We start from the raw sequence: 25,418 nt of genomic DNA, 5'->3' as shown, positions 1-25,418 counted from the left end.
GCATGGGACAGCCATCGAATCCTGCGGAACTGCACGAATACGACGAGTCCTGGCCCGTGAGAGCAGCGGACCTGCTGCGTACAATCCGGGAACGTCTCGCCGATGTGCCGGGCGCTGCGGATGCGGACTACGACCACATCGGCTCGACGTCGGTTCCGGGGCTCGCGGCCAAGCCGCACCTCGACCTCCAGATCAGAATCTCACCGTTGCCATCCGACCGCGATGTGTCGGCGAGGCTGGGAGACCTCGGGTTCGAACGCGCCGTGGGCGCCCGGCCCGATTCGCCAGGCGTTCACCGGGACATACCGAGAGGATCCGAACCGGTCGACGATGCCATGTGGGAGAAGTCGCTCTTCGTCAACGTCTCCGAGCGGGTCATTCTGCATGTTCGCCGCCGCGACTCTCCATGGGGTCGATACGCGGTCTGGTTCCGAGACTGGCTCCGCGCGCATGACGGGCAACGCGACCGGTACGAAGCCGTGAAGCGTCGCCTGAGCACGCAGGAAGTCGGCGCAGCGGATTACGACGACTACACGCGAGCCAAGACGGAGTACTTAGACGACGTACAAGCCGAGTTCGAGGAATGGGCCCGAGCTTGAGGTCAGACGACGGCGGATGGCACCCGAATCGCACGGCAATGTCAATGACGGCGCTCGGAGGCATGGCACTCGTGGCTCTGACCGGGAGTCAGAGCAATGGCGGCGGCCTCTGCGATTATCCGGGCGGATGAATGGTGCGGCGCTAGGCTCCGGTCATGCTCAGGTTCTCTCCTGCTTTCCTGGTGAGCCGCACTGTTCTGGCGGCGTGCGCCCTCGCCGTCACCGCGGGGATCACCGGGTGCACCGCGACAGGGCCCGCCGCCTCCACGTCCGAATCTCAAACACCGACGATCGCCCCTTCCCCGGCCACGAGCACATCCACCGTGACGGATATCGAGACGTGCGAGGCGTTCACCGACGTCTCGACCATCCTTCAGAACGCGGGGGCGGGCCTCTACGAGGGGCGCATGTCGCAGAAGGAGTACGACGGTTGGATGCGGCTAGCCACGCGGGTCCTCGACCGGGTTCCCACGCGGGGCGAGGGCGCCGTCAGCGATGCCATCGCGGCACTGAAGACGGAGTACCCTCCCATCCCTGCGGGAACCCAGGGCGTAACCGGCATCGGCAAGCCGGTGCCGAACACAGTCCCCTCTCCTGCCGATGCCTGTGACGCGGTCGGCTATCAGATCTTCGGTGAGGGCTTCACGGGTGGATAGCGCCTGAACGGGAGAAATCACCCGTGTCGGGGCACAGGCGAGCGATGAGACGCGCGTGACCCGGGGATCAGTTCCCCCAGTAGGCGGCGAGTACGAGGTCGTGATTCCACGTGTCGGCGATAACTGATTGGAGCTGATCCGCACTGCTTTGGGTGCAGTAGGGGATCCTCTCCGGATCTCGAACCGCGATACTGACGGGCGAGCCCAGCAGTCCCCAAGGCTGAACTGAATTGGCGAGATAGCCGTCAAGGACGAGGTCCCGATACTCAGGTTTCCACCAGACATCGAAGACGCTACCGAGTTCGGCTGGGTCGATTGCTATCCATACGCCGTACGTGACAACGTGCTCATCCGTCAGAGCGACGGGAAGAAGAGCGCGGACGAATGCTCCGACGTTCTGTACCTGCATCAGCGTCGACGACTTCGCATTCGGTCCTGACATCCACATGTCCGCTGCGTCAATTTCACCAGCGTCCAGGACCGGGTCCGGAAGGGCGAACTTGATGTGCCGGTCGTGGGCGTCAAGGGACCGGCCGCAATCCGCACAGGTATCCAACTCCATATCACGACCATAGAGCCGAACCGTCAGGCCATGCTGTTGAGCGACGGGCTAATGTCAGAGGCGAGCGAGGGGGAGTGGACCGCGCAACGGTGCGCGACCACGGAGAGATACGGCGGGCAGACAGTCCGCTACTCGGGGCGTGAGCCAACCAGCGCCGAAGGCGCGGACCTTGACCTAACGGTCTTGTCGCGGCCTGCTCGGATATCCGCGTCCTCTTTCTGTGACGATGCCTGGACAGCGGCGGTCTTTCTGCGGCGGATGTAGGTGAGCGTGCCCGAGATGATCAACCCAACGATCTGATTCAAAGCGAAACCGTTCCGAACAGGATGATCGCCGCAATCATTCCGAGCAGAAGCAGAACGGCCGGCAGAGGGATGAGCGCCACCAGCCATGCTCCGTTGTCCATGAAGTCAAAGTAGACCGGGCGAGCTGACTCCGTAAGGGTGGGAGGGGTGGCTTCGGCCAACGCGACCTTTGCTGGGGGAGCGCGTTACCCGTTTCCTATGTGATCCCTTCCACGAGCTCCGCGATTGAGGCCAGCGACTACCGCAGTTCTGCTGTACCAGTCGCCGGCGGAAGTGTCACGTGGATCTGATCGGTCGGCGGCAAGGCGAGGTCAGACGGTCGGACGTCCGGCATGATTTGGTTCCCTCTCTGCTTGGCGTGGTTCGAGTGCGGCGCGCAGCTCGAGCTTCGCGCGCGTCAGACGTGATCGGGCTGTGGATGGGTTGATGCCGAGCACGCGGGCGGCAGCGTGTGAGGGGAATCCGTCCCAGTAGATGAGCCGGATGAGCTCCGCGTCGTCGGGTTTGAGTCGGTCGATGGCGTCTCGCACGTCGATGGCGGCGTCATCCCATACCGGAACCGCGAGCGTGCGCATGTCGGCTGCAAGCCGCTTGACTGCGGCCGAGTGCCTGGCAGACCGCCGCCGCGAGTCGCGCAGAACGTTGTGCGCAACAGCGAATAGCCACATTCGCCCGTCGGTTGGATCGGCGGGCGCGTGCCGCCTCAGCTTCCAGGCGGTGAGAAGCAGTTCGCCGAACGCCTCCGCGGCGTCAGCGCCGTTGGGGATGCGTCGCTGGAAGTAGCGGAGCAAGTCGTGCTCGCTCGTGCGGACATGACCCTCGATGTCCGTTGTGTTCTTTGCCATCAACTGCAGTTGGTGGTTTGACCAGCGAGGCTGACCTCGTGGCCGGGCCACATCTTGTGGCCGCGTTCCTCGAGGCCCGCCCACAGGGTTTCGGCCAGGATCTTGTTCACCGCGTGTTGCTTGAGCTCGTCGTCGCTGACGGTGATCGGGAAGGGGTTGTCGTTGATGTCCGTAGCCTGCGCGTAGTCCGCGCGCAGCTCCGCCTCCGCCCCGGTGGTGTCGAGAGCTTCGAGGTCGATCCCGGACACGATGGCCTTCGCGTCCACGACTATCGGGTCGTCGGCACGTGGCGCATGGACAGCACCTGCAAAGGGCCGTACCGGTGAACACCCACGAAGCCGACGCGAAATGGGCGACCACCGTCATCGAAGACATCGGAGTCGACCTTCTGCGGTACCTCGCGCGCCGCACCGCTCAAGAAGACGTTCCCGACCTGCTCAACGACACCCTCAGCGTCGTGTGGGAACGACGGGCAGACCTCCCGCGATCCTCACCCGAGGCACGAATGTGGGCCTTCGGAGTCGCGCGCAACACGCTCCGAAAACATAGACACACCCACTCGAAGCGCACCCGATCTGGGAGGCCGAGCAGGGGATTCCAGTTCCCGCGCCGACGCCCGACCAGGGCCCGGGGATCATCGAGGCACAACGTCGCATCGTGCTCGAGGTCTCCTCAGCGGAGCAGCCGGTGACTCCACCGAGTCATGACGCAGGGGACCAGTTTGGGGAAACCTCGAACGGGTAACGCAACTTCTACTGGTGAAGACCGTTATCCGTTTTCACACTAAGGCCGGAGCCGTGCGCGCAGCACAACGATTCGGCACCGTGCATTGCACGCCAGTGCCGAATCGTTGTTCGCGCCCCTTTCAGGTGCTAGCGCGTTGATTCCCATGCCGCGCGGAGACCGTCAATCAGCGGCGTGGGCGGTCGGCCTATGAGCTGCTCAAGCTCGTTGGTGACTTCCGCTGACACGCCGCGCGCCAGGTCTGCGTCGAGTTGAACGAGGAAGCCCGCGGTCGTTTCATCAATCCCGGAGGCGAGCAGGCGAGTGTGGTGCTCTTCGGAGTCGAGATCCACATACTTCACTGGCCGACGGAGCACTGCAGCTGCTGCTTCTGCGAGTTGGGGATAGTCCCATGCCACGGTGCCGGTGAGCTCGTAGATCGCCTTCAGTGGATCGGGCGCCAAGAGCACGACGGCTGCTGCATCCGCATAGTCGTCCTTCGCGGCGCTGGCCACGTGGCCCGCGTGAACGCTTCCGACGATCTCACCGGTCGCTGCTGCGAGCTCCAGCGTTGTGAGGTAGTTCTCGTGGTACGAGTTCATCCGCAGGATTGTCGAGATCAAGCCGGACTCCTGGATGATCGCCTCTGTCGCACGGTGCTCGGCGGTAATGAAGTCCGTACTGGTCGAGGCGTGCGGAGCGCTTGTGTAGACGAGCCTGGAGGCCCCGACTTGGGACGCTGCGTTGATGACGTTCCGATGCTGGATCATCCGCTTGCCGAACTCGTTGCCTGAGATCAGCAGAACTGTGTCGACGCCCTCAAGCGCCGCGGCTACGGCCGCGAGGTCGTCGTGGTCAGCGATTCGCGTTTCAACGCCGACGGGCAGCGTGGATGCCTTTTCTGCGTCCCGTGCGATTGCGACCAGGCGCGAGTCCTCTCCTCTCCGCAGAAGGTTGTTGATGACGAGTCGGCCGAGACCGCCGGTGGCGGCCGTTACAGCGATGGTTGTGCTCATGTTGTTCTCCTATCCGAACGTGTACTGATCGGTCTAACGAACCAGACTCGCCGGTCTATTCCAATGAGATAGCGTGTATGCGATGAGAGACCACGTAATTGGTGAGGTGCCCGGAACTCGCGGCAGGATCGACAAGCGGCTAGCGATGCTAGACGCGGCATTCCGGATCTTCGCGGACGTCGGCTATGAGCAGGCGAGCGTCGAATCGATCGCTGCTGAAGCGGGGGTGGCCAAAGCGACGATCTATAACCATTTCGGTGATAAGGAACGGATGTTCCGCGAGGTTCTCAGGGCCGACGGAGACCGTGCGCTGGGTGACCACCTGGAGATCGTCGCGACTCTCGTCACGCCGTCGAACAACATCCGCGCTGCCCTCGAGCATGTCGGGCTTGAGCTCCTCATCCGATACTTCGATCCCACGACTGTGTGGTACCGACGCCTTCTCGTCGCAGGGAGGGCAACTTTTCCCGACGTCTTGGAATCGGTGCGCACAAATGTCACCGAACGCGTCATGGCTGCTCTGGCCGACCGGCTGTCGGAACTGATGCGCCGGGGTCAGCTCCGGGACGCCGACCCAGCAGTGGCCGCAGAGCAATTCTGGGCGCTTCTTGTTACGCCCGCCGAGAACCGCACACAGCTCGGGACAAGGGACGTGACGAGCGCGGAGTTGCGGGAGTCAACGAGTCGCGCCGTCGACACCTTCCTTCGAGCCTTCGGCGCATAAGAGAACGTCCTGGTCAGACGGGCAGTCGGGGAGTGGCTCGGGGGTTACCCGTTTCCACTCTGATCGCAAAAAGTGCAATCGGAGTAACTATTGATGGGTAATCCCGTTACCCGCTTCTTCACCAATCGAACCCTACGGGCACCCGCCTTGTGCCACTCATCGGAGTGCTGGCACGTACCGCATAACGTTCGTCTCTCGGGGCTCAAAGCCCACGGACTCGTAGAGCCTCAGTGCCGACTCTCGCGACGGGCGAGAGGTCAGATCGAGCGTGCGAAGTCGCCTGCGAGCCGCTTCCTCGGTGATAGCTTCGAGCAGCAGGCGGGCGATGCCGCGTCCGCGCGCCTGCTGGCTGACAACGACGTCCTCCACGATGCCGCGCCAGCCGGTCACCAGCGGGAAAGTCACCAGAGTTGCCATACCCACCATGGCTCCCGCGTCGCGCGCAACGAAGAGATCCACGGCCGGCGCGTCGATCATTGCCTGCACACGGCCGGCGTCGAACCTGGCCGTCGACGACAGCTGAGGGAGGAGAGCATCCACCGCTCGAAGATCGTCGTTCGTCAGGGTCTCAACGATCGCAGTATCGATGTCGTCCGTCACGCCCCGAGCCTATGCGTTACCCGTTTCTTCACGATTGCGAGACTTGCACATAGTGTGGTTCCGAGCTGACATAATGTGCATTATCGGCAATGAGTCCGACCCCGGCGGAAAAGCCCGAACTCGTCCCGCTGCAATGGACACGAGTGGAGGCCGCACCACGCTCAAGCGGATGCGGCCTCCATTCGGCCATGCGGACGCGACCCAATGCGCAATCAGATCTCGCGCAGATCCTTGTGCTGATTGTTCGGAGCGGTCAGGACCGTGAAGCCGGTTATTGCCAGCGTGAGGATGATGTAGATCGCCAGTGGCCAGATGCCGCCGCCGAGGGCGATCAGCATGGTGGCGATGAAAGGCGCAGTGCCGCCGAAGATCGCTCCTCCGAGTTCGCGGCCCGCACTCACGCCGCTGTACCGCACGTTGGAACTGAACATCTCCGCCGCGAACGCCGCCTGAGGCCCGAAGATCATGTCTTTCAGGACGGGAAGGCCGATGACGACCGCGAGGAAGACGAGCCAAGGCTCTCGGGTGTTGAAAAGCCAGAAGAACGGAAAGACGAATAGCGCGGTGAGGATGACGCCGGTGATGATGACCCGCTTGCGTCCGACCTTGTCAGACAGCCAGCCCCAGAACGGGATGGTCGCCATCTCCAGCGCTGCAGCGATCCCGATCGCCCACAGCAGGATCGTCCGATCCATTCCCAACTCTGCCGTGCCATACGACAGCGAGAAGGTCTGAATCAGGTATCCCCATACTGCCCCGCCCATCACCAGACCGATCGTTCGCAGAATCGCGGTGGGGTGCTTCGTGAACGCCGTGAGGACCGGAGTGCTCTCCTTCTCCTCTTCCTTGATGTCGGAGAACGCGCGCGTCTCGGGAAGCCTCGACCGGATGATGACTCCAAAGACGACGAGGACGACGCTCGCCAGGAAGGGGATCCGCCACCCCCACGCAAGGAAGGCCTCATTCGGCAAGGCAGAGACCAGGGCGAAGACGATCGTGGCGAGGACGAATCCGGCGCCCGTTCCCATCGACGGCAGCGCGCCGAATACGCCCCGGCGTCTGATCGGCGCATTTTCCATCGTCATCAGCGTCGCGCCGGCGAACTCGCCGCCGACGGCGAAGCCTTGAACGATGCGCAGGAAGACCAGCAGAATGGGTGCCCAGATCCCGATCTGCGCGTTCGTCGGCAACAGGCCGATGAGCGCGGAACTCAGCCCCATCGTGATGAAGGTGAACATCAGAATCGGCTTCCGCCCGATCTTGTCGCCGAGATTCCCCAAGACGAATCCACCGATCGGTCGGGCGAGGAAACCGACACCGAGCGAAGCGAACGCTGCGAGGGTTCCGCCGATACCCGATTCACCGAACATCAGGGGGCCGAACACCAGTGCGGCCGCGAGTCCGTACAGGTTGAAGTCGTACCACTCCAGGACGGTTCCGACCGTACTGGCCATCAATGTGCGCCGAGAGTCCCGGCGGGACAGGTCCGTCGGCTCCTGCTGAGCGACCTTGCTCATGTCGTGATCCTTATCTCGTGTAGGTCATTGGGGCGTGGACGGTGGGTCACGCGGGAACCATCGCGCCTTCAGCGACAAGCTTCTTCCGGAGCTCATCCACGTTCACGTCGCGGACCCGTGACGAGGAACCTAGTGCTATCGCCGCCGCCGTCCCGGCGGCCTCTGCGACGGCCATGCACGTGCCCATGACACGAGCCGACGCGAACACTGTCGAGTCCACCGAGATGGTCCGTCCGCTCAGCAGCAGGCCGTCGACGCCTTGAGGTACCAAGCAGTTATACGGGATGCCGTAGGGCTTCTCGATCACCGAAAGTTCGATCCCCTCCCCCGTGCCCGAGTGGATATCCACGTTGTAAGCCGACTGCGCGATCGCCTTCTCCGTCGTCTCAGTCGAGTAGAGGGTCTCCATCGTGAGTCGCGTCTCGCCCAGGAAGTGCCGTGTCTCCCGGATGCCGAGCGCGGGCGCGATCTGCGAGATGACGACATCCTCGAAGCCGGGCACATACCTCCGCATGAAGTTCACAATCTCGAGAACCTGCTCGTACCCCGTCTCCAGCCCGGCAGAGAGTTCCACAGGGTCAGACGCGTCGATGCGCGTAACCCGAGAGGTGTTGATCGTCAGCAGCTTCTCCGAGGCCGTGGCGATGTGGATGAACTGGTTGCGGGGAACAGAGAAGTCACCGGCCTCACGCGCCTTGCGTACGAGGTCGGTCAGACCGATGAAGCAGTGCCCGCGCGTCTTCCGAAGGAAGTCGACGTCATATCCCTCGGCATAGTCCTCCTTGATCCCCATCTCCTCGGGGTGCTCATCGAGGAAGGCAAAGAGTCGTTCGAGATCGTGGCCGGCGACCGTGAACACGAGCGTGCTGGGCTGCATGATCTCTGTGCCTTCCTGTCCCCGCGTGAAGGGAACGCCGGCAAGGTAGGCGAGGTCACCGTCGCCCGTGGCGTCGATGAATTGCCGCGCCTCAATCCGCGTGTTGGTCAGCTTTCCGAACACCGTCACCGCGCGAAGCTGAGAGTCTTCAACCTCCGCACCGATCAGTTCGTTCTCGAAGAGGATGTCGACGCCGGCCTCCTGGCACATCTGGACCGCCACGATCTTGACGAGGTCCGATGAGACCGGGGAGATCGAGTTGTGAACCGGACACCAGAAGTGGCCTGGGGCGCCTCCCAAAGCAGCCAGCCGATCCATGAACTCCTGCGGGATACCATCGAGCGCTTTGTTCCCGGAGCGATCCAGAAAGCCCAGAATGCTCAACCCGGAAGCAGCCGCTCCCCCAAGCGCCGCCGTGCGCTCCACCAGGATGGTCTTCGCGCCGTTCCTTGCTGCGGCCAGTGCTGCCGGGAATCCTCCAGGACCACCGCCGATCACGGCGACGTCGTAGCTGATGGATCTCTCTCGAAGCTGGGGCGTGGTCACTCTGTTCTCCAAACGTGGGTCGGCATCGCATCGGCTGCTGTGAACAATCGATTGCTCAGATCGTAGAGCGCGCCCGCTAGGACGTCAATCCAGCCGATAGCATGGGGCAATGTCGGCAGCGACGAAGAAACGAGAGGCCAATCCGACTCTCCGAGATGTCGCGTCTCGCGCCGACGTGTCGACGACGATCGCCTCGCGCGTGCTCAACGACGATCCCGCCGTGCGTGTCCGCGAGGAGACACGCCAGCGTGTCATCGAAGCGGCCAAAGAACTGGGCTACGCGCCGAACAGCATCGCGCGTTCCCTGCGGAAATCACGCTCGGATGCAATCGGGTTGGTTATGCACAACCTGGCGAGCCCCATGAACACCACGGTGCTCGAGGGCGTGCGCGGGCGCTGCGCGGAGGCCGGATACGTCACGCTCCTTGCGGATTCCGAGCAGCTCGCCGCGGAGAGCAGCCGACTGAGTTCTTTCCTCGCCCGTGGCAGGTTGGCTGGCGTCATCCTGCACGTCGGTCACGGTCACCATGACACCTTGATCGAAGACGTCTCGCGTCATGTGCCCGCAGTTCTGGTGAATGCGGACAGTTCTGGCCTGGTTCCTTCCGCGCGTCTCGACGACGTGAGCGCGGGGCGCACGGCTGCAGAGCACCTGATCGCTCTGGGTCACACCGACGTGGCGTTCGTCGGCGGGCCAGAAGGCTCCATCACTTCCCTGGGCCGCCAACGCGGATACGAGGATGCGCTGCGCGGCATCGAGAGGGGCGCGGGGGCGCAAATGATCAACGCCGGGTGGACGGCAGAGCACGGCGAGGCGGCGGCAAACGCAATCCTGAATATGCCGGCTCTGCCCACGGCAATCGTCGTGGCCAATCTCGTCACCGCTTCGGGCGTGCTCGCCGTCCTGCGCTCGGTTGGCGTGCGCGTTCCCCACGATGTCTCTGTCGTCGCCATCCATGATGCATGGCTGGCGAAGTACCTGACCGTCCCGCTGACGACGGTTCAGCTTCCCCTTTTCGAGCTCGGCGAAACGGCAGCCGGCCTTCTCCTCGACATCCTCGCGGGTAAGTCAGGGGGGCAGGGGGCGCTGATCACCGATCCCCCGCCCCGGCTGATAGTCAGGGAGTCGACAGCCGCACCGCGAGCAAGCCGCACGTGACGGAGCAAACTGCGGAGGCTCCCGCCGAACCGCTCCTGTTCCGCGCGCTGTGGAGGCGCCCTCGCCGGTTACCTCATCGTTCGAATGGACCGCGACATGCTGCCGCAGAGCGCAGAGCGCAGAGCGCAGACGCCTGACGTCCCGCTCCCCCGGCGCACCCGTTTCGCCAACGCTGCCCACGCCACGCGCCTTCACCGTCCTGTAATGAAGTTCGAGGTGCAGGTCCCTGTGCACGACTCGGCCGGATCGTCGCGCATCCGAGTGGTCCACGTGCGCACCCCGGCGAAGGCGATCCGCACGGCTGCACCCATCTCTGCTACAACCAGTGTTGTGACCGAATCCAGCGCCGTCCGCACCGCTCGCGAGGATCGGTTCGAGGACGGTGTGCGATTGGCCACGCTCGAGTGGTTGCAGGCGCTCGGGACTCCATCGCTGCGGAGTGGGATGGCGCTCTCGACGATCGTCCTGCTCGTGAAGGGGATCACCCTGGTGGCTCCGCTCGGCGGGGTGCTGGCCCCTATCGGCGGCTCGGGGGCCGATGTGTTCTCCGGCACCGGCCTCATGAGCCCCGATCTCGCGCGCTCGGTCGCTGCGATCTGCTTCTGGATCGCCGCGGTCGGTCAGGCGTGGGCGCTGGCCGATTGGTGGCGCTCCGGCCGCCCGAGAGATGGTTACGGAATCGCGGCTGCGTCGCTCGCGGTAGCGGCGGCAGCCGTCGCGATGTGGTGGCACACCGCGCGTTCCGGGCCGGCGGATCTGGCGATGCTCGCGGTGCCCATCATCGCCACGGGCGTGCTGGGCGCTGTCGGCCTGGTCGCACGCTTGGTCGCCTCGCGCAGCCACACCGTGCGGGAGACAAGGCTGATTGCGGTCGGCGCGCGCATGCGTGCGCTGCCCAGCGATGAACAGCAGGCGCTGCTCGCCGAGCGCCGCGAGATTCTCGACGTCCTGCGTGGGCGGGACCTTGTGGACGATGCGCTCGTCGAGCGCGCCGCCGCAGCGCGACTCGGCGATTGGTGGCTCCTCGACGGTGAGAAGAGCCCACGGTCAGCGCCCCCGACGCGGCGGTGACAGCGATGGGCACGCCGCCCACAGCGTGAGTGCGGTCACCCGTCGGAGATGAGTTCGAGGGCGGACCCGCGTCACTGCGCCGGCAGACACCCACCGTCGAGGATGTAGCCGCCCACGTCGACAGCGACGGCGTCCGCCACCTCGCCGAAGACGCACCCGCCCCCGGGCCCCACCGCCCCGAAGAGGATGCGGCCGTAGTCGCCCCGCACCTGAGCGTCGATCAGTCCGGCGTCCGAGAGCGCGGCGCGGACACTGTCCTCCGTCGCAGCGCCGCGTACACGGAGGTCTTCGAGCGCGGCGGTGAGCGACGGAACCACTTCCGCGTTCGCGCCCTGCGCGTCCTCGTCCAGCTCCACCCGCTCGCGGTGACGATCGTTGAGGGCCATCGCCGCCTCCGGATCGTAGGGCGCGCACTCCGGCGGCAGGTCGACGCCTTCGACCTGCGGGCACGCGGCGGTCGGTGTCGCAGACGCGGATGCAGCGCCCCCAGGGGTTGACGGTGTGCCCGGTGCGGCGTTCGTTGCGCAGCCGGACAGTAGCAGCCCCACGATGGCCACCGCCAGACACAGCCGGCGCCGCGATGCGGGGCGGCGCATCGCGCGCTCACCGGAGGCTGCAGCCGACATGAACCCTCCCCGTACAGCGATTCCGTTTCCCCGACGGTACTAGCAGTCCGGAGCGCGTTGCGCACGCACCTCTTGCGGCGTACGCCGGAGCCGTAGTCTGTGGCCGTGCACACGACCGCGAGAGAACCCGCACGGGCGGGAATGACGCCGTGACGGATCTCGCGCACTCCCCCGCTGCCCCCGCGCCCGGACGGGTACTGGGCGGTCGCTACCGTCTGGAGGCGCTCATCGGACGCGGCGGGTACGCCAGCGTGTATCGCGCGATCGACGAGCACCTGGAGCGCGCCGTGGCCGTCAAGGTCTTCACCGCGAGCACCTCCGATGGCGCCGACCGCGCGCGTGTGGCGTCGGAGACCCGCGTACTCGCGTCCCTGACCCACCCGTCACTGGTCACGCTCTTCGACGCGCGGCTGGACGAGGATCCGGCGTACTTCGTGATGGAGCTCATCGACGGCCCCACCCTCGGCGATCGGATCGCCGGCGCACCGCTCGACCCCGTCACCACCGCATCCGTTGCCGCGGATCTGGCCGAGGCTCTGCACGTCATCCACGAGCGCGGCATCGTGCATCGCGACGTCAAACCGTCCAACGTCCTGCTGCGCCCCGCCCCGATGCCCTCCCAGCCGCCGCGCGCCACGCTGGCCGACTTCGGGATCGCGTACCTCATCGACTCCGCGCGGGTCACCGCGACGGGGACCCTCATCGGTACCGCCGCGTATCTCAGTCCCGAGCAGGCGCGAGGCGAGACGCCCACGGCGGCGGCCGACGTGTATGCGCTCGGGCTCGTGCTGCTCGAATCGCTCACGGGGCGACGCGCGTACGCGCAGGCCACGCCCCATGAAGCACTCGTCGCACGGCTCGTGCGCTCACCGGACGTGCCGGCCACGCTCCCCCACGGATGGCGCGTCCTCCTGTCGGCGATGACAGCGATGGATCCCGCCCACCGGCCCGACGCACACGCGGTCCAGCGCGCCGCCATGCGATTGAAGACCGACGAGAGCGAGGGCTGGAACCCGGTGCCGGTGACCCTGCCCGCGCCCCGAGCAGAGGCCGGGCCGCAGGACGTCACCGACCGGACGGCGGTATTGCCCGCCGACGAGACGTCGGAGATCCCGGCAGAGCCCGCGCGACCGTCACGACGGCGCGCCGTGTGGCTCATCGTCGCCGCCGTCCTCCTCGTCGCCGGGCTCGCCGCAGGCATCGCTGCGGCCATGGTGTGGGGCGGCACTCCGGCGCCCGATCCGACGCTCCCCGCGTTGCCCGAGCCCCTCGGAGAGCACATGCGTCAGCTCCTGGACCAGGTGTCGCCATGACGCGCCGAGCACCGGCCCTCGTCGGTCTCCTGCTGGCCGCCGCCGTGGCGCTGTCCGGATGCGGCAGCCCGCCGTCGCCCGGTGAAGACCTGCGCACGATCGTCGTCGCCGCTGCCGAATCGGCTGCCGCCGGCGACCTCAGCGGAGCGACGACATCCATCGACGAGCTCGAGTCGCGCGTCCGGGCGGCGCGTGAGGCCGGCGCCCTGACGGCGGATGACGCGGCCAGCGTCCTGGCGAGCATCGCGCTCGTCCGAGCCGACCTCGCCGCGCTCGCGACCCCGGCACCCGAACCGGAGCAGCCCGCGACGGTCGTCCCCGACGAGCAGACTCCGGTGGAGACGCCGGCTGGCGACACCGACCCTGCTCAGGACGAGGACGACCCCACAGACAACGGCAACAAGAACGAGGACAAGGGCAAAGGGAAGGACAAGGGCAAGGAGAAGGAGAAGGGCGAGGACGGGAAGGGTAAGGGCAACAGCGGCAAGGACCCCGAGAAGGGCCCCTGATCCCGGGCCTCTCCCCCTGCGTGCAGCGGTGCCCTATGGTGAGCCGGAAGCGTCTCAGCTTCCTCACAGAAAGGAGGGTGCCATGTCTCTGGACACGTCCTTCGAGCGCGGCGCCGTGACCTCGATCCGCACCGCCCTGGGCGTCAGCGGTGCGCTGTCGCTCATCGTGGGAATCCTCATCCTCGTGTGGCCCGGGCGTACCGCGGAGGTCGCCGTCGCCATCATCGCCATCTGGACGATCGTGGCAGGGCTGGTGTATGCCGCGCTCGGCATCTTCTCGCGCGCCCTCGGCGGGTGGGGCCGCGTGGGTTACATCGCTCTGGGCGTTCTCTTCGTCGTCGCAGGCGTGGTGGCTCTGATCAACCTCGCTGCGGCGACGGTCGGATTCGCCGTCTTCCTGGGCGTCTTCGTGGGAATCCTGTGGATCGTCGAGGGCGTCGTCTCCCTCTCCACGCTGGGCGACGCGGCATCGAAGGGCTGGACGATCTTCTTCGCGATCGTCAGCATCCTCGCCGGCATCGTCCTCGTGTTCACACCGGCCTACGTGGCGCTGCTGTGGGTGTTCCTCGGCATCGGACTCATCGTGCTCGGGGTCCTCCAGATCGTGCGCGCGTTCATGTTCGGCCGGAGTCGTCTGTGACTCCCGTGCGCGCCGCCGGCTGCATGTCGTAGGTGACCCAGGGGGTGGCCGATGCCACCGTGTCGTACACGCGGCGCGCGGTGGCGTTGTCTTCCGCGGTGATCCAGCGGACGACGTTCGCGCCCTCCTGCGCCGCGATCTCCCCCGCCCGTTTCAGCAGTGCGGTAGCCACGCCGGAACCGCGTGCATCGGGGGCCGTGAACAGGTCATCGAGGTACAGACCCATCCCCGCCGTGGAAGGTCGGGCGAACCGACGGAGATTCGCCAGCCCCACAATCCGCCCATCGTCGACCGCGACGAGCCCGATGAACCCGTGCTCCCCTGCTGCCACCCACTCCCACGCCGTCCTCACCGCCGTCGCGTCGGACGGGATCTCGTAGAACGCCCGGTAGCCCTCGTAGAGCTCGCACCATCCGGCCTCGTCGCCGGCGGCGACGGTTCGTATGTCGATCGTCATGCCGTCAGGGTACGGCGGCGAGACCTCCGACTCGACCCGATTCCGGTCACGTGCCGGTGGGCAGGTGACGGGCCCACCAGTCCAGGATCGCCGCGAACCGCTCGACGCGGTGACGGGGCTGCCCGCCGCGCGTGAGCTCGTGGTTCTCCCCCGGGAAGATGAGCATCTCCACCTCGGTGCCCTGACGCTTGAGCGCGCTGTAGTACCGCGTCGCCTGCTCCAGCGGGCAGCGGAAGTCGAGCTCCGAATGGATCACCAGGGTCGGAGTGGTCACGCGGTCAACGACCGCCATGGGGCTCTGCGCCCGCATGGCGTCGGGGTCCGTCCCCACGTACTCGTCGCCGAAGAACGTGCCGATGTCGCTCGTCCCCTGGAACGACACCGGGTCCAGGAACCCCCGCTCCACGATCGCGCCGGCGAAGCGCGACTCGTGCGCGATGATCCACGCCGTCATGTAGCCGCCGTACGATCCGCCCATCACGCCGACGCGATCGGCGTCCAAGCGCTCATCGGCTGCCAGAGCGCCGTCGAGGAAGTCCATGATGTCGGTGTAGTCGACGGTGCCCATGGCCCCGCGGATGGCGCGGCCGTGCGACCGCCCGTAGCCGGCACTGCCGCGCGGGTTGCAGTAGACGACGGCGTAGCCGGCGTCCACGAGCACCTGCGTCTCGTCGAACGCGTGCACCCCGTAGGTGGCGTAGGGGCCGCCGTGGATCTGCAGCAGCACCGGGAAGGGACCCTCCCCCTCCGGGGTGGCGATCCAGCCGTGCACGGGGTAGCCGTCGCGCGCGGGCACCTCCAGCTCGCGCGGCGCGACCAGGCCCGCCCGCGTGAGGGCGGCACCGAAGTCAGTGATCACGCGCGGCGATCCTGCGCCATCGATCAGCACGAGCTCCCCGAGGGACTCCGGAGTGCTGACGGAAGCGATGATCCGCTCCCCCGCCGCCGCGACTCCCGCGACCTCCACGTCGCCGCCGAGGACCTCGGTGACGTCGCCGTCCCGCGTGATGCGCAGCAGCCGCACTCGGCCGCGCGTGCGGTCCTGCACGAGGACGTCGGATCCGATCGGGGTCGCCCGGCTGCCGACCTCGCCGAGATCGATCGTCTCGGGATCGGTGAGGATGCGGCGGCCGTTGTCGGCCACGATCCACAGCGCCACTCCCGGCGCGACGAAGTCCAGACCGCGGGGGCCGACGTCGTTGGCGAGCAGGAAGACCGTGCCGTCGTCGGCGACGGCCACGTCGTTCACGTCGAGATTCGCCGCCGTGGGAACGACCTCTCGCGTCGCGCTGCCTTCGACGGCGACGGCCACGACCGGTCGCCGCAGGTCGGGCGCATCGTGCTCGAGCACGTCGGGGACGACCAGGATCTCGCGCCCATCGGCGGTCCAGGCCGGTGCGCCCCAGCTGACCGGGCCCTCCGTCAGGGCGACCGCCTCGGACGTCACGACCGGCTTGGCCGGCGCCTCCTCACCCTCGGCGAGCACGCGCGGGGCCGGCTCGTAGAAGGGCTCCGCCTCGAGGTCGGGCGCGTCCACGACGAACAGCTGCGCGGGGCGGTCGGCGAGGTAGCCCAGGCCGTTGGCGTTCCACCGGATGGCCGTGATGCGACGCGGCGCTTCGGCTGTCGCATCCAGCCCCTCCACGGTGCCGTAGCGGCCGTTCTCGGCGACGCGGGCGGTGTAGGCCAGGCGCGTACCGTCGGGCGACCATGCGAACGCCTCGACGCCGGAGGGCGCGTCGGTGGCCTGCACCGGCTCCCCTCCCCCGGATGCCACGACGAAGACCTGCGGGCGCCCCTTGGCGTCTGCGCGCAGGAACCCCACCCTGCCGCCGTCGCGCGTGATCTCCGGCGCCGCATCCGCCGTGCCTCGGGTGAGCCGGCGCGGCTTTCCGTCGGGAAGCGCGATGCGCCACAGCTGCCCGACGTTGCGGTTCGCGGCGATGTCGGGACGCGAGGATGCCACGATCGCGAACGAGGCGTCGCGGGCGATGGCGGGACGTCCGAGGGAGACGAGGGCCTCGATGTCGTCGGCGCGCATCGTCACTCCTGCCCGAACGACGACGTGTCGCCGATCAGCCGCGTGTTGTCGGCGGGTACCGGCTCCACGGCAGCGCGGGCGACCTCGGCGGCGAACTCCGACACGTTGTAGAGGCGACCGGCCGATTCCCGACGCGAGGCGATCGCACCGGGATTGGCACGCTCGAGGAGTGTCGCGGTGATGGTGCCCTCGATCATGTCGCCCGAGACCACGACGAAGCCGATGCCGCGCTCGGCCAGCTCGGGGACGAACTCCCTCAGCGCGTCCTCCCCCGCGCGCTTGGAGCGGGCGACGGGCTCGTACTCGGGCATCGTCGGCGTCGTGCGGATGAAGTGGGCCTGATGGCTCGTCACGAACACGACCCGGGACCCGTCGCCGAGGAGCGGCATCGCCGTCTCGAGCACGCGCACCTGCGCGTCACGGTTCAGCGCGAGCGCGTAATCCTCGCCCATGCCCGCCTCCATGCCGCCGGAGGCGTTCAGCACGAGAATGTCCAGGCTGCCGAATGCGCGCTGCACCTCGTCGAACATCGCCTGCACCGAGTCGGAGTCGGTCAGGTCGGCGCCCACCACGAGGACCTCGACGCCCAGACCGCGCAGCTCTGCACCGAGCTTCTCGGCCCGCGGCGCCTTGTTGCGGTAGTTCACCACGACGTTCGCGCCCGCCTCCGCGAGATAGCGCGCCGTGTCAGCCCCGATACCGCGGGAGGATCCGGTCACGAGTGCGGTCTTACCCCGGAGCGAGTCGGGCGGAAGGATCTGGGGCACGGGGGTCTCCTGGTTCGACGGGAGCCGCGCCGCGGTAGTCGCGCACGGCTGTTCGACCCTACCAATCCGGGCCCTGCGCACACCCCGCATGGTACGTTCGGAAAGAGGGGAGGCCCACCGTGGAGCTACTCCAGAACATCGCGCAATGGGCATGGATCGGCTGGCTCGTGCTCATGCTGATCTGCCTGGTCATCGAGATGCTCACGCTCGATCTGACCTTCCTGATGCTCTCGATCGGCGGACTCGCCGGCCTGGGCTCCGACCTCCTGGGCGCACCGCTGTGGCTCCAGGTGATCCTCGCCGCCGCCGTGGCCGCGGTCCTGCTGCTGGCCTTACGGCCACCGCTGCTGAAACGCCTGCACCGCGGCTCCGACACCCGTCCGTCCAACGTCGACGCGCTGCTGGGACTGGATGGCCGCGTCCTGGCGACCGTCTCCACGTTCGCCGGGCAGGTCAAGCTCGCCAACGGCGACATCTGGACCGCCCGCAGCGACGGCCAGGGCGAGATCGAGCCCGGCACGCCCGTCCGGGTGGCGCGCATCGACGGTGCCACCGCCTACGTCCGCCCACGACCGCAGGAGCTGACCGAATGAGCGCACAAGAGGTCGTCCCCGCCGTGATCGGCTGGGCGCTGGCGATCGCCGTCCTGATCTTCGTGCTCGTGGTGATCTTCCGCAGCATCCGGATCATCCCGCAGGCCAACGCCGGCGTGGTCGAGCGGCTCGGCCGCTACCACAAGACCCTCACGCCCGGTCTGAACCTGCTCGTGCCGTTCATCGACCGCGTCCGGCCGCTCATCGACATGCGCGAGCAGGTCGTGTCCTTCCCGCCGCAGCCGGTGATCACCGAGGACAACCTCGTCGTCTCCATCGACACGGTCGTCTACTTCCAGGTCACCGACGCCCGCGCGGCCACGTACGAGATCGCGAACTACCTCGGCGCGGTCGAGCAGCTGACCACCACGACGCTGCGCAACGTCGTCGGTGGTCTGAACCTCGAAGAGGCCCTCACCAGCCGCGACAACATCAACGGCCAGCTCCGCGTCGTGCTGGACGAGGCCACGGGCAAGTGGGGTATCCGCGTCGGCCGCGTCGAGCTCAAGGCCATCGATCCGCCGCACTCCATCCAGGACTCCATGGAGAAGCAGATGCGCGCCGAGCGCGACCGTCGTGCGGCCATCCTCACGGCGGAGGGTTCGAAGCAGTCGCAGATCCTGGAAGCGGAGGGCCGCCGGCAGGCGGAGATCCTCCGCGCCGAAGGCGACAAGCAGGCCGCGGTGCTGCGCGCCCAGGGCGAGTCGGAGGCGATCCAGATGGTGTTCCACGCCATCCACGCCGGCGACCCGGACGAGAAGCTCCTCGCCTACCAGTACCTGCAGACCCTGCCGAAGATCAGCGAGAGCCCGTCGAGCAAGCTGTGGATCATCCCGAGCGAGCTCACGGAGGCGCTCAAAGGCATCGGCGACGCGTTCGGCGGGCGCCAGCCCGAGCCTGCGCTTCGCCGTGCCGCGCGGGCCCCGCAGTCCGCACCTCCCCGCGGCGGCGCGGACGAAGCCGTCGCCGCTGCGCGCGAGGCGGCGTCCGCTGCCGACGACATCGCCGCCCAGGCTCGCTCGAGCGTCCCCAGCGGCACCGACGACATGGCCCCCGGCGCTCCGGCGTAGCCATGGTCCACCCCTACCTCCGCGGCGCGCGAACGCCGCGGGTCCTGGCCCACCGCGGCCTCGTGACCCCGGATGCGGCGGCCGCAGGAGTCGTCGACAACTCCTTCGCCGCCGTGGCCGCCGCTCACGCCGCGGGAGTCGAGTTCGTCGAATCCGACTGCCACCTGACAGCCGACGGGGTGGTCGTGCTCCTGCACGACGACGACCTCTCCCGCATCGCCGGCGACCCGCGCCGCGTCGCCGACCTGCGCCTGCACGAGCTGGCCGACCTGCTGGCCGACCGCGGCGGCCTCTTGACGCTCGAGCAGGCGCTGGATGCCTTCCCCGAGGTGCGGTTCAACCTGGACGTGAAGGCGGACGGCGCGGAGGAGGCGGTGGGCCGACTGGTCGCGCCGCACGCCGAGCGCGTGCTCCTCACGAGCTTCTCCGACGAGCGGCGACTGGCGGCCCTCGCCGCCGCCGAACGGGCGGGCGCGCCGATCCTCCCGGCCACCTCCCCCGGTTCCCGCACCCTCGGCCGCCTGCTGGCGGCGCTGACCGTACGCAGCCGTCGGGCGACCGACACGGCGCTGCGGGGGCTGGACGCGCTGCAGATCCCTGAGCGGCATCGGCGTCTGCGTGTGCTGACGCCCCGGCTGCTGGACGCCGCGCACGCGCACGACGTCGAGGTGCACGTCTGGACGGTCAACGATCCGGAGGACATGCGGCGCCTGCGGCGCGCGGGAGTGGACGGCCTGGTCACCGACCGCGCCGACGTCGCGCTCGCCCTGTCCGCCTGAAGAATCCCCCTGAGCATCCTCTGTGAATGCCTGATGAGCAGGTCCCGTTCGGATGGTTCCCTCAGCGCGGAGCGTTATACCTGAACAGCGACGAGAGGACCACACAATGGCAGACCGCAGTCTTCGCGGAGTGCGACTCGGCGCCCAGAGCCTACAGAGCGAAGAGGGCGTCGTTTTTCACGACCGTACACAGCACACCTACACCTGCACGTCCTGTGCACGTGACACGACACTGACATTCGCCGCCGACGCGGAGGTGCCCCCGTCCTGGGAGTGCCGCACGTGCGGCGCCGAGGCGCTGCTGCGCATCGGCGAAGGCACTGCCACCGTCGACCACAGCGAGGACAAGGCGCCCCGCACGCACTGGGACATGCTGCTCGAGCGGCGCACGCTCCCCGAGCTCGAGGAACTGCTCGAAGAGCGCCTCGCCTACATCCGTGCGCGCCGCGGAGGCGGCAGCGCCCCGGAGAAGCTCTCGGCCTGAGCGCAGGCCCACCCTGATGCCGGTCCCTTCGGGGGCCGGCATCGTCGTTCACCGGCGACACCTCGTCGGCGGTTCTCAGCTCCGCGCGCGGCGCTCTCGCCAGAAGGCCAGCGCGCCCAGGACCAGGATCGCCAGCAGGCTCCCCCACCCCAGGATCACCTGAACGGCCGGGCCGACGACCGAAGCCGGCGTAAGGCCTTCGCGCAGCGGCACATCGGTCAGCATCGCCCCCGCCTCTCCCGCGGGCAGCGCGTCGATCACAGCACCGTCGGGAGCGATCACCTGGCTCGTGCCCACCGTGGAGATGTTCACGACCGAGCGCCCCGTCTCGATCGCCCGCATGCGCGCGGCGGCGAGCTGCTGCAGGTTCTCGTCGGTGTCGCGGAAGTCGGCGTTGTTGGTCTGGAAGACGTACAGCTGGGCGCCGTCGCGCGCCCCCTCCCAGATGACGTCGTCGTAGATGACGTCGAAGCAGATGGCCAGGCCGATGGGGACGCCGTCCAGATCGAGGACGGGCGGATTCGTCCCGGGGGTGTACTCGCGTCCGATGAGGCCGACCAGATCCGGCACGATCATCTCGAAGAACCACCGGTCCGGCACCCACTCGCCGAACGGCACGGGATGCGTCTTGTCGTGCAGTTGTCCGGGCCCGTCCTCAGCCGTCCACAGCATCGACGTGTTGAACACGTCGGGGCCGCGCCCGGTGGCGGCGTTGATGAGCAGGGGCGCCCCGATGCGCTCGGACAGGGCATCGAGCGTGCGGGCCGTGCCGCGGGTCTGCAGCGGGTCGGAGTCCACGCCGCCCTCGGGCCACACCAGCAGGTCGAGCTCCTCCCCCATCAGCGGCGCCGTGGCCGCCAGCTGAGCGTTGACCAGATCGCCGGGCCCGCGGGGATCGAAGTATCCGCTCGGCCCGTTGCCCTGCACGCTGCCCACCCTGAGCGTCCCCGCCGGCGTCGTGGGGAAGGCCGGCAGGGCGACCAGCAGCACACCGAGGGCAGCAGCGGGCAGAGCCGTCCGCACGTCGCGGAAACGGGCTGCGCGCAGCCACTCCACCACAGCTGCGGTGAAGGCGACGACGAGGAAGGTCAGCCCGGCGACCCCCGTCCACGACGCGATGCCGGCAAGGGGACTCTCCGACAGGCTCATGCCGATGCGGCCCCACGGAAAGCCCGTATACGGCCACGAACCGGTCCACAGCTCGCGCATCGTCCACAGGCCGGCCACGAGCGCGGGCAGCGCGGTCAGCTGCGCCCAACGGCCCGGAAGGATGCGTGGGAGCCACCGGTAGGCGAGGGCGATCGGCACCGACCCCACGGCCCAGAAGACCGTTTCCACGCCGGCGAGGGCGAGCCACGGCACGACGCCCAGGTAGCGCGTCGCCCACGACACGTGCACGAACCAGAACGCGGCGCCGAACACCGCACCCACCAGCAGAGCGCCGCCGACGCTCCGCCCCATCAGGGACACGAGGGCGAACGCGACACCCACGAACACCAGCGGCCACACGCCGATGTCGGGGAACGCCGCATCCAGCGCGATCCCGCCGACGGCGGCGGTGAGCACCGCGGCCCACAACGGCAGCGGCGGACGGGGTCGGGGCACGCTTCGACCCTAACCGCGGGATGCTGACCGGAGGCTGTGTCAGACGGTGGAATAGGCGACGATGCCGCGCCGAACCCCGTCCAGGGCCCGGCGGGCGACCGTGGCGACGGGGCCGTCGGCGACGAGGGAGAGCTGGTCGAGCAGGTCGATGGTCTGCTTCGCCCAGCGGACGAAGTCGCCCGCGGCCATGTCGGCGTCCACGAGCACCTGGTCCAGCGGTCCCCCTCGGGCCCACTGGTGCATCGCGCTGGCCAGACCCGCCGCGATCGGCTCGGTACCCGGGAGGCGATGCTCCCGTTCGAGGTCGTCGAGCTCCTGCCACAACGTCTGCGTGGCATCCAGCGCCGGCCGGAAGACGCCGCGCGGCAGCCCGTGCTCGCCGGGGCCGGCGTCGTCGCGGCGCGGCTCGTACACGAGCGAGCACGCGATCGCCGCCATCGCCGGCGCATCCAGCCCGCTCCACAGGCCCCGCCGCAGCGACTCCGCCACGAGTAGGTCGCGCTGGCCGTAGATGCGGCGCATCGTGCGCCCCGCCGGCGTCAAGCGCGTCGTGCCGTCGTCGTCCACGACGACGTACTGCAGCTCGGTGAGCACATCCACGACGCGGTCGAACGTGCGCGCCACGGTGCCGGTGCGGGAGCGGATCTGGGAACGGAGCTTGTCGGTCGAACGCTTCAGCTTCCAGTACCGCTCCGCCCAGCGGGCGTGGTTCTCCCGATCGGGACACGAGTGGGCGGGGTGGCGCTGCATGCGCTTGCGCAGCGACTGCAGCTCGCGCTGCCGCTTCTCCCGCGTCACGCGGGACGCGGTGGCGTCGCGGCGGTTGAGCTTCTCCAGATCGGAGAGCTCGCGGCGGATCGCGGAGTACTCCCGGAAGTCGCCGCGGTCGCACGTCATGGCCTGCTCGTACCCGGCCAGCGATTCCTCCGCCTCCCGCACCTGCCGGGCGAGCCCCACGACGGCCCGGTCGGCCTGGAACTGCGCGAAGGAGGACTCCAGGATCTCGCGCGCCCGCGATCGGCCGAACTGGTCGATGAGGTTCACGGCCATGTTGTAGGTGGGGCGGAAGCTGGAGTTCAGCGGGTAGGTACGCCGCGAGGCGAGGGCCGCCACCGACTGCGGATCCAGTCCCTCGGTCCACTGGATGACGGCGTGGCCCTCCACGTCGATGCCCCGACGCCCGGCACGGCCGGTGAGCTGTGTGTACTCCCCCGACGTGATCGCCACGCGCGCCTCGCCGTTGAACTTCTCGAGCTTTTCCAGCACGACCGTGCGGGCGGGCATGTTGATGCCCAGCGCGAGGGTCTCCGTCGCGAAGACGGCCTTGACGAGCTTGCGCTGGAACAGCTCCTCCACGACCTCCTTGAACGCCGGCAGAAGGCCGGCGTGGTGCGCGGCGACGCCGCGCTCCAGGTTGTCGCGCCACTCCCAGAAGCCCAGCACCGCGAGGTCCTCCTCGCGCAGCGTACGGGTGCGTTCCTCCACGATCTCGCGGATCTCCTGCCGCTCCTCCGCCGTGGTCAGCCGCAGGTTCGCCCGCCGCACCTGCTGCACCGCGCCGTCGCAGCCGGCGCGGCTGAAGATGAAGAAGATCGCCGGCAGCAGGTTGGAGCGGGCGAGCAGGTCGACCACCTGCGGGCGGTCGAGCCGTTCGAAGCGCTGGAAGTTCGCCGAGCGCACCGGGCGCTGACCCGGGCGCGGGCCCCGGCGCCCCTGCGGGATGGTCCCCGCCTGCCGGCCCGAACGGTACGCCTGGCTGCGCCGGTTGTTCTCGTAGGTCGCCCCGGATCCGGATCGGATGCGCAGGAGCTCCTGGTTGACCTGGGCGGTGGCGACACCCGCCCGGTCGTCGAAGAGCGGCAGGAGGTCACCGCGCACGAGCACATGCTGCTCCAGCGGCACCGGGCGCACCTCGGAGACGATCACCTGCGTGTCGCCGCGCACGGTGTCCAGCCAATCGCCGAACTCCTCGGCGTTGGAGACCGTCGCCGACAGCGACACCAGGCGCACCGACGGAGGCAGGTGGATGATGACCTCCTCCCACACCGCGCCCCGGAACCGGTCGGCGAGGTAGTGCACCTCATCCATGACGACGTACCGGAGTCCGCGCAGGGCCGACGAGTCTGCGTACAGCATGTTCCGCAGCACCTCGGTGGTCATCACGACGATCCGCGCGGAGCCGTTGATGTTGGTGTCGCCCGTGAGGAGGCCCACTTCGTCGGGGCCGTACACGTCGACGAGCTCCCTGAACTTCTGGTTCGACAGCGCCTTCATGGGCGTCGTGTAGAACGCCTTCTCCCCCGGCTCCTGCATCGCCAGGTGCACGGCGAACTCGCCCACGATCGTCTTGCCCGCCCCCGTGGGGGCGGCCACCAGAACGCTGCGGCCCTCCTCCAGCGCCTGGCATCCGGCGATCTGGAAATCGTCGAGCTCGAAACGCTGCATCGCGGCGAACTCCGTGGTGAGCGGATGCTGTGCACGCTGCGACGCACGGGCGAAGCGCTCGGCGGGGCTGGGCTGACTCACGCGGCGGTCTCCGGGGGAAGGAGTGCGCTCTCCCGGCGTCGGCGCCGACGATCGAAGAGCATCGACAGGCCGGCCGCGGCGAAGAACAGCACGACGAGGATGCCGGCCAGCAGCAGCATGCTCACGACATCGGCGGCGGGGGTGGCCAGGGCGGCGAAGATCGTGGCGACGAGCACGGCCACGCGCCAGCCCTTCAGGATCGCCCTCCCGCTCATGACGCCGGCGAGGTTCAGCGCCACGAGGAAGACCGGCAGTACGAACGCGACGCCGATCACGATGAGGAGCTTGAAGACGAAGTCGTAGTACGTGACGGCGGTGAACAGCTGCGCCCCCTGGTCGGGGACGAAGGTGGCCATCAGTTCGATGATGTGCGGCATGATGATCACCCCGACGACGCACCCGCCGAAGAACAACGGCACGGCGGCGGCGACGAAGCCGACCGTGTAGCGGGTCTCCTTGGGCGTGAGCCCCGGCATGATGAACGCCCAGATCTGCCACATCCAGATCGGCGCCGACAGCAGCAGGCCGATCGCAAAGGCGATCCGCATGCGCATGTCGAACGCCGACGTCACGGTGTCGAAGTTGAGGGCGACGAGGTCGGTGCCCCGATCGGCGGCGACGGTGCGGATGGGCTCGGTGAGCACGTCGATCACCCCGTCGGTGATGAAGAACGCGATGACCATGCCCACGACCAGCGCCGCCGCGGCGATCATCAGCCGCTTGCGCAGCTCGATGAGATGCTGGCCGAGCGACATGCGACGGTCACGCCGTCGCGGCTTGCCGGGTTGTTCCCCCACCCGTGGCGGAT

26 protein-coding genes are annotated in these 25,418 nt (G+C 68.0%); 12 read left to right on the top strand and 14 right to left on the bottom strand.

What is annotated here, in order from left to right; translation table 11 throughout:
* Positions 1 to 2 precede the first annotated feature (2 nt).
* Positions 3 to 599 carry a GrpB family protein gene (locus E4K62_RS08245; protein ID WP_135066042.1) on the top strand — a complete coding sequence of 199 codons (597 nt, stop codon included), beginning with the start codon at positions 3 to 5 and terminating at the stop codon, positions 597 to 599.
* Between the two features lie 155 nt (positions 600 to 754).
* A complete protein-coding gene (locus E4K62_RS08240; protein ID WP_135066038.1) occupies positions 755 to 1,255 on the top strand; it encodes a hypothetical protein in 501 nt (166 codons plus the stop codon).
* Between the two features lie 67 nt (positions 1,256 to 1,322).
* Here the strand turns inward: E4K62_RS08240 and E4K62_RS08235 are convergent, their stop codons facing one another.
* From E4K62_RS08235 to E4K62_RS08215, 4 genes are all read right to left on the bottom strand, one after another.
* On the bottom strand, positions 1,323 to 1,817 hold the full coding sequence (locus tag E4K62_RS08235; RefSeq protein ID WP_135066035.1) for a DUF2199 domain-containing protein: 495 nt from the start codon (positions 1,815 to 1,817) through the stop codon (positions 1,323 to 1,325).
* A gap of 616 nt (positions 1,818 to 2,433) precedes the next feature.
* The gene (locus E4K62_RS08230; protein WP_135066032.1) at positions 2,434 to 2,967 is read right to left on the bottom strand and encodes an RNA polymerase sigma factor; all 534 of its coding nucleotides are present in this window, start codon (positions 2,965 to 2,967) and stop codon (positions 2,434 to 2,436) included.
* Positions 2,967 to 3,233, bottom strand: a complete 267-nt coding sequence (locus E4K62_RS08225; RefSeq protein ID WP_135066029.1) for a hypothetical protein — start codon at positions 3,231 to 3,233, stop codon at positions 2,967 to 2,969. The genes E4K62_RS08230 and E4K62_RS08225 overlap by 1 nt, the downstream gene beginning before the upstream one ends.
* A gap of 606 nt (positions 3,234 to 3,839) precedes the next feature.
* Positions 3,840 to 4,706, bottom strand: a complete 867-nt coding sequence (locus E4K62_RS08215; RefSeq protein ID WP_135066023.1) for an NAD(P)H-binding protein — start codon at positions 4,704 to 4,706, stop codon at positions 3,840 to 3,842.
* An 82-nt stretch (positions 4,707 to 4,788) separates the two neighbouring features.
* Between E4K62_RS08215 and E4K62_RS08210 the strand changes: the two genes are divergently transcribed.
* Complete coding sequence (locus tag E4K62_RS08210; protein ID WP_135066020.1) at positions 4,789 to 5,430, top strand: TetR/AcrR family transcriptional regulator; 642 nt, start codon at positions 4,789 to 4,791, stop codon at positions 5,428 to 5,430.
* A gap of 156 nt (positions 5,431 to 5,586) precedes the next feature.
* On the opposite strand, the gene E4K62_RS08205 is transcribed toward E4K62_RS08210, so the two are convergent.
* The 3 genes from E4K62_RS08205 to E4K62_RS08195 form a co-directional block, all read right to left on the bottom strand.
* Positions 5,587 to 6,030 (bottom strand): GNAT family N-acetyltransferase, encoded by a 444-nt coding sequence (locus E4K62_RS08205; RefSeq protein WP_240742869.1) that lies wholly within the window; start codon positions 6,028 to 6,030, stop codon positions 5,587 to 5,589.
* A 212-nt stretch (positions 6,031 to 6,242) separates the two neighbouring features.
* Positions 6,243 to 7,547: an MFS transporter gene (locus tag E4K62_RS08200; protein ID WP_135066017.1), complete on the bottom strand. Its 1,305-nt coding sequence runs from the start codon at positions 7,545 to 7,547 to the stop codon at positions 6,243 to 6,245.
* 46 nt (positions 7,548 to 7,593) lie between these two features.
* On the bottom strand, positions 7,594 to 8,970 hold the full coding sequence (locus tag E4K62_RS08195; RefSeq protein ID WP_167747758.1) for an FAD-dependent oxidoreductase: 1,377 nt from the start codon (positions 8,968 to 8,970) through the stop codon (positions 7,594 to 7,596).
* 109 nt (positions 8,971 to 9,079) lie between these two features.
* On the opposite strand from E4K62_RS08195, the gene E4K62_RS08190 reads away from it, so the two are divergent.
* Positions 9,080 to 10,129 (top strand): LacI family DNA-binding transcriptional regulator, encoded by a 1,050-nt coding sequence (locus E4K62_RS08190; protein ID WP_135066011.1) that lies wholly within the window; start codon positions 9,080 to 9,082, stop codon positions 10,127 to 10,129.
* Between the two features lie 204 nt (positions 10,130 to 10,333).
* Positions 10,334 to 11,200 carry a hypothetical protein gene (locus E4K62_RS08185; RefSeq protein ID WP_135066008.1) on the top strand — a complete coding sequence of 289 codons (867 nt, stop codon included), beginning with the start codon at positions 10,334 to 10,336 and terminating at the stop codon, positions 11,198 to 11,200.
* A 71-nt stretch (positions 11,201 to 11,271) separates the two neighbouring features.
* On the opposite strand, the gene E4K62_RS08180 is transcribed toward E4K62_RS08185, so the two are convergent.
* Positions 11,272 to 11,826 (bottom strand): hypothetical protein, encoded by a 555-nt coding sequence (locus E4K62_RS08180; RefSeq protein WP_135066005.1) that lies wholly within the window; start codon positions 11,824 to 11,826, stop codon positions 11,272 to 11,274.
* A 149-nt stretch (positions 11,827 to 11,975) separates the two neighbouring features.
* Between E4K62_RS08180 and E4K62_RS08175 the strand changes: the two genes are divergently transcribed.
* From E4K62_RS08175 to E4K62_RS08165, 3 genes are all read left to right on the top strand, one after another.
* On the top strand, positions 11,976 to 13,139 hold the full coding sequence (locus tag E4K62_RS08175) for a serine/threonine-protein kinase (RefSeq protein ID WP_135066002.1): 1,164 nt from the start codon (positions 11,976 to 11,978) through the stop codon (positions 13,137 to 13,139).
* Positions 13,136 to 13,648 (top strand): hypothetical protein, encoded by a 513-nt coding sequence (locus E4K62_RS08170; RefSeq protein WP_135065999.1) that lies wholly within the window; start codon positions 13,136 to 13,138, stop codon positions 13,646 to 13,648. The genes E4K62_RS08175 and E4K62_RS08170 overlap by 4 nt, the downstream gene beginning before the upstream one ends.
* Before the next feature lie 82 nt (positions 13,649 to 13,730).
* Positions 13,731 to 14,288, top strand: a complete 558-nt coding sequence (locus E4K62_RS08165; protein WP_135065997.1) for an HdeD family acid-resistance protein — start codon at positions 13,731 to 13,733, stop codon at positions 14,286 to 14,288.
* Here E4K62_RS08165 and E4K62_RS08160 read toward each other — a convergent pair.
* From E4K62_RS08160 to E4K62_RS08150, 3 genes are read right to left on the bottom strand one after another with little or no spacing between them, the layout of a single operon-like run.
* Positions 14,263 to 14,745, bottom strand: coding sequence for a GNAT family N-acetyltransferase (locus E4K62_RS08160; RefSeq protein ID WP_135065993.1), 483 nt, complete (start codon positions 14,743 to 14,745; stop codon positions 14,263 to 14,265). The two genes, E4K62_RS08165 and E4K62_RS08160, sit on opposite strands and share 26 nt — an antisense overlap.
* A 46-nt stretch (positions 14,746 to 14,791) precedes the next feature.
* Positions 14,792 to 16,786 carry a S9 family peptidase gene (locus E4K62_RS08155; protein WP_135065990.1) on the bottom strand — a complete coding sequence of 665 codons (1,995 nt, stop codon included), beginning with the start codon at positions 16,784 to 16,786 and terminating at the stop codon, positions 14,792 to 14,794.
* Between the two features lie 2 nt (positions 16,787 to 16,788).
* The gene (locus E4K62_RS08150) at positions 16,789 to 17,553 is read right to left on the bottom strand and encodes an SDR family oxidoreductase (RefSeq protein WP_135065987.1); all 765 of its coding nucleotides are present in this window, start codon (positions 17,551 to 17,553) and stop codon (positions 16,789 to 16,791) included.
* A gap of 119 nt (positions 17,554 to 17,672) precedes the next feature.
* On the opposite strand from E4K62_RS08150, the gene E4K62_RS08145 reads away from it, so the two are divergent.
* The 4 genes from E4K62_RS08145 to E4K62_RS08130 all read left to right on the top strand — a co-directional run bounded on the left by E4K62_RS08145 (position 17,673) and on the right by E4K62_RS08130 (position 20,479).
* Positions 17,673 to 18,146: an NfeD family protein gene (locus tag E4K62_RS08145; protein WP_240742868.1), complete on the top strand. Its 474-nt coding sequence runs from the start codon at positions 17,673 to 17,675 to the stop codon at positions 18,144 to 18,146.
* Positions 18,143 to 19,216, top strand: coding sequence for an SPFH domain-containing protein (locus E4K62_RS08140; RefSeq protein WP_135065984.1), 1,074 nt, complete (start codon positions 18,143 to 18,145; stop codon positions 19,214 to 19,216). Before E4K62_RS08145 ends, E4K62_RS08140 begins: the two co-directional genes overlap by 4 nt.
* A 2-nt stretch (positions 19,217 to 19,218) precedes the next feature.
* A complete protein-coding gene (locus E4K62_RS08135) occupies positions 19,219 to 19,995 on the top strand; it encodes a glycerophosphodiester phosphodiesterase family protein (protein ID WP_135065981.1) in 777 nt (258 codons plus the stop codon).
* Positions 19,996 to 20,101: 106 nt separating this feature from the next.
* Positions 20,102 to 20,479: an RNA polymerase-binding protein RbpA gene (locus E4K62_RS08130; protein ID WP_135065978.1), complete on the top strand. Its 378-nt coding sequence runs from the start codon at positions 20,102 to 20,104 to the stop codon at positions 20,477 to 20,479.
* Positions 20,480 to 20,554: 75 nt separating this feature from the next.
* On the opposite strand, the gene lnt is transcribed toward E4K62_RS08130, so the two are convergent.
* From lnt to tatC, 3 genes are read right to left on the bottom strand one after another with little or no spacing between them, the layout of a single operon-like run.
* Positions 20,555 to 22,084: an apolipoprotein N-acyltransferase gene (gene lnt / locus E4K62_RS08125; RefSeq protein ID WP_135065975.1), complete on the bottom strand. Its 1,530-nt coding sequence runs from the start codon at positions 22,082 to 22,084 to the stop codon at positions 20,555 to 20,557.
* A 39-nt stretch (positions 22,085 to 22,123) separates the two neighbouring features.
* A complete protein-coding gene (locus tag E4K62_RS08120; protein WP_135065972.1) occupies positions 22,124 to 24,610 on the bottom strand; it encodes a DEAD/DEAH box helicase in 2,487 nt (828 codons plus the stop codon).
* The gene (tatC, locus tag E4K62_RS08115) at positions 24,607 to 25,365 is read right to left on the bottom strand and encodes a twin-arginine translocase subunit TatC (protein WP_135065969.1); all 759 of its coding nucleotides are present in this window, start codon (positions 25,363 to 25,365) and stop codon (positions 24,607 to 24,609) included. The genes E4K62_RS08120 and tatC overlap by 4 nt, the downstream gene beginning before the upstream one ends.
* Positions 25,366 to 25,418: the final 53 nt, after the last annotated feature.

This window comes from Microbacterium wangchenii, from assembly GCF_004564355.1.
GTDB classification, from domain to species: Bacteria; Actinomycetota; Actinomycetes; order Actinomycetales; family Microbacteriaceae; genus Microbacterium; species Microbacterium wangchenii.
This window is presented reverse-complemented; position numbering and strand designations above follow the sequence as displayed.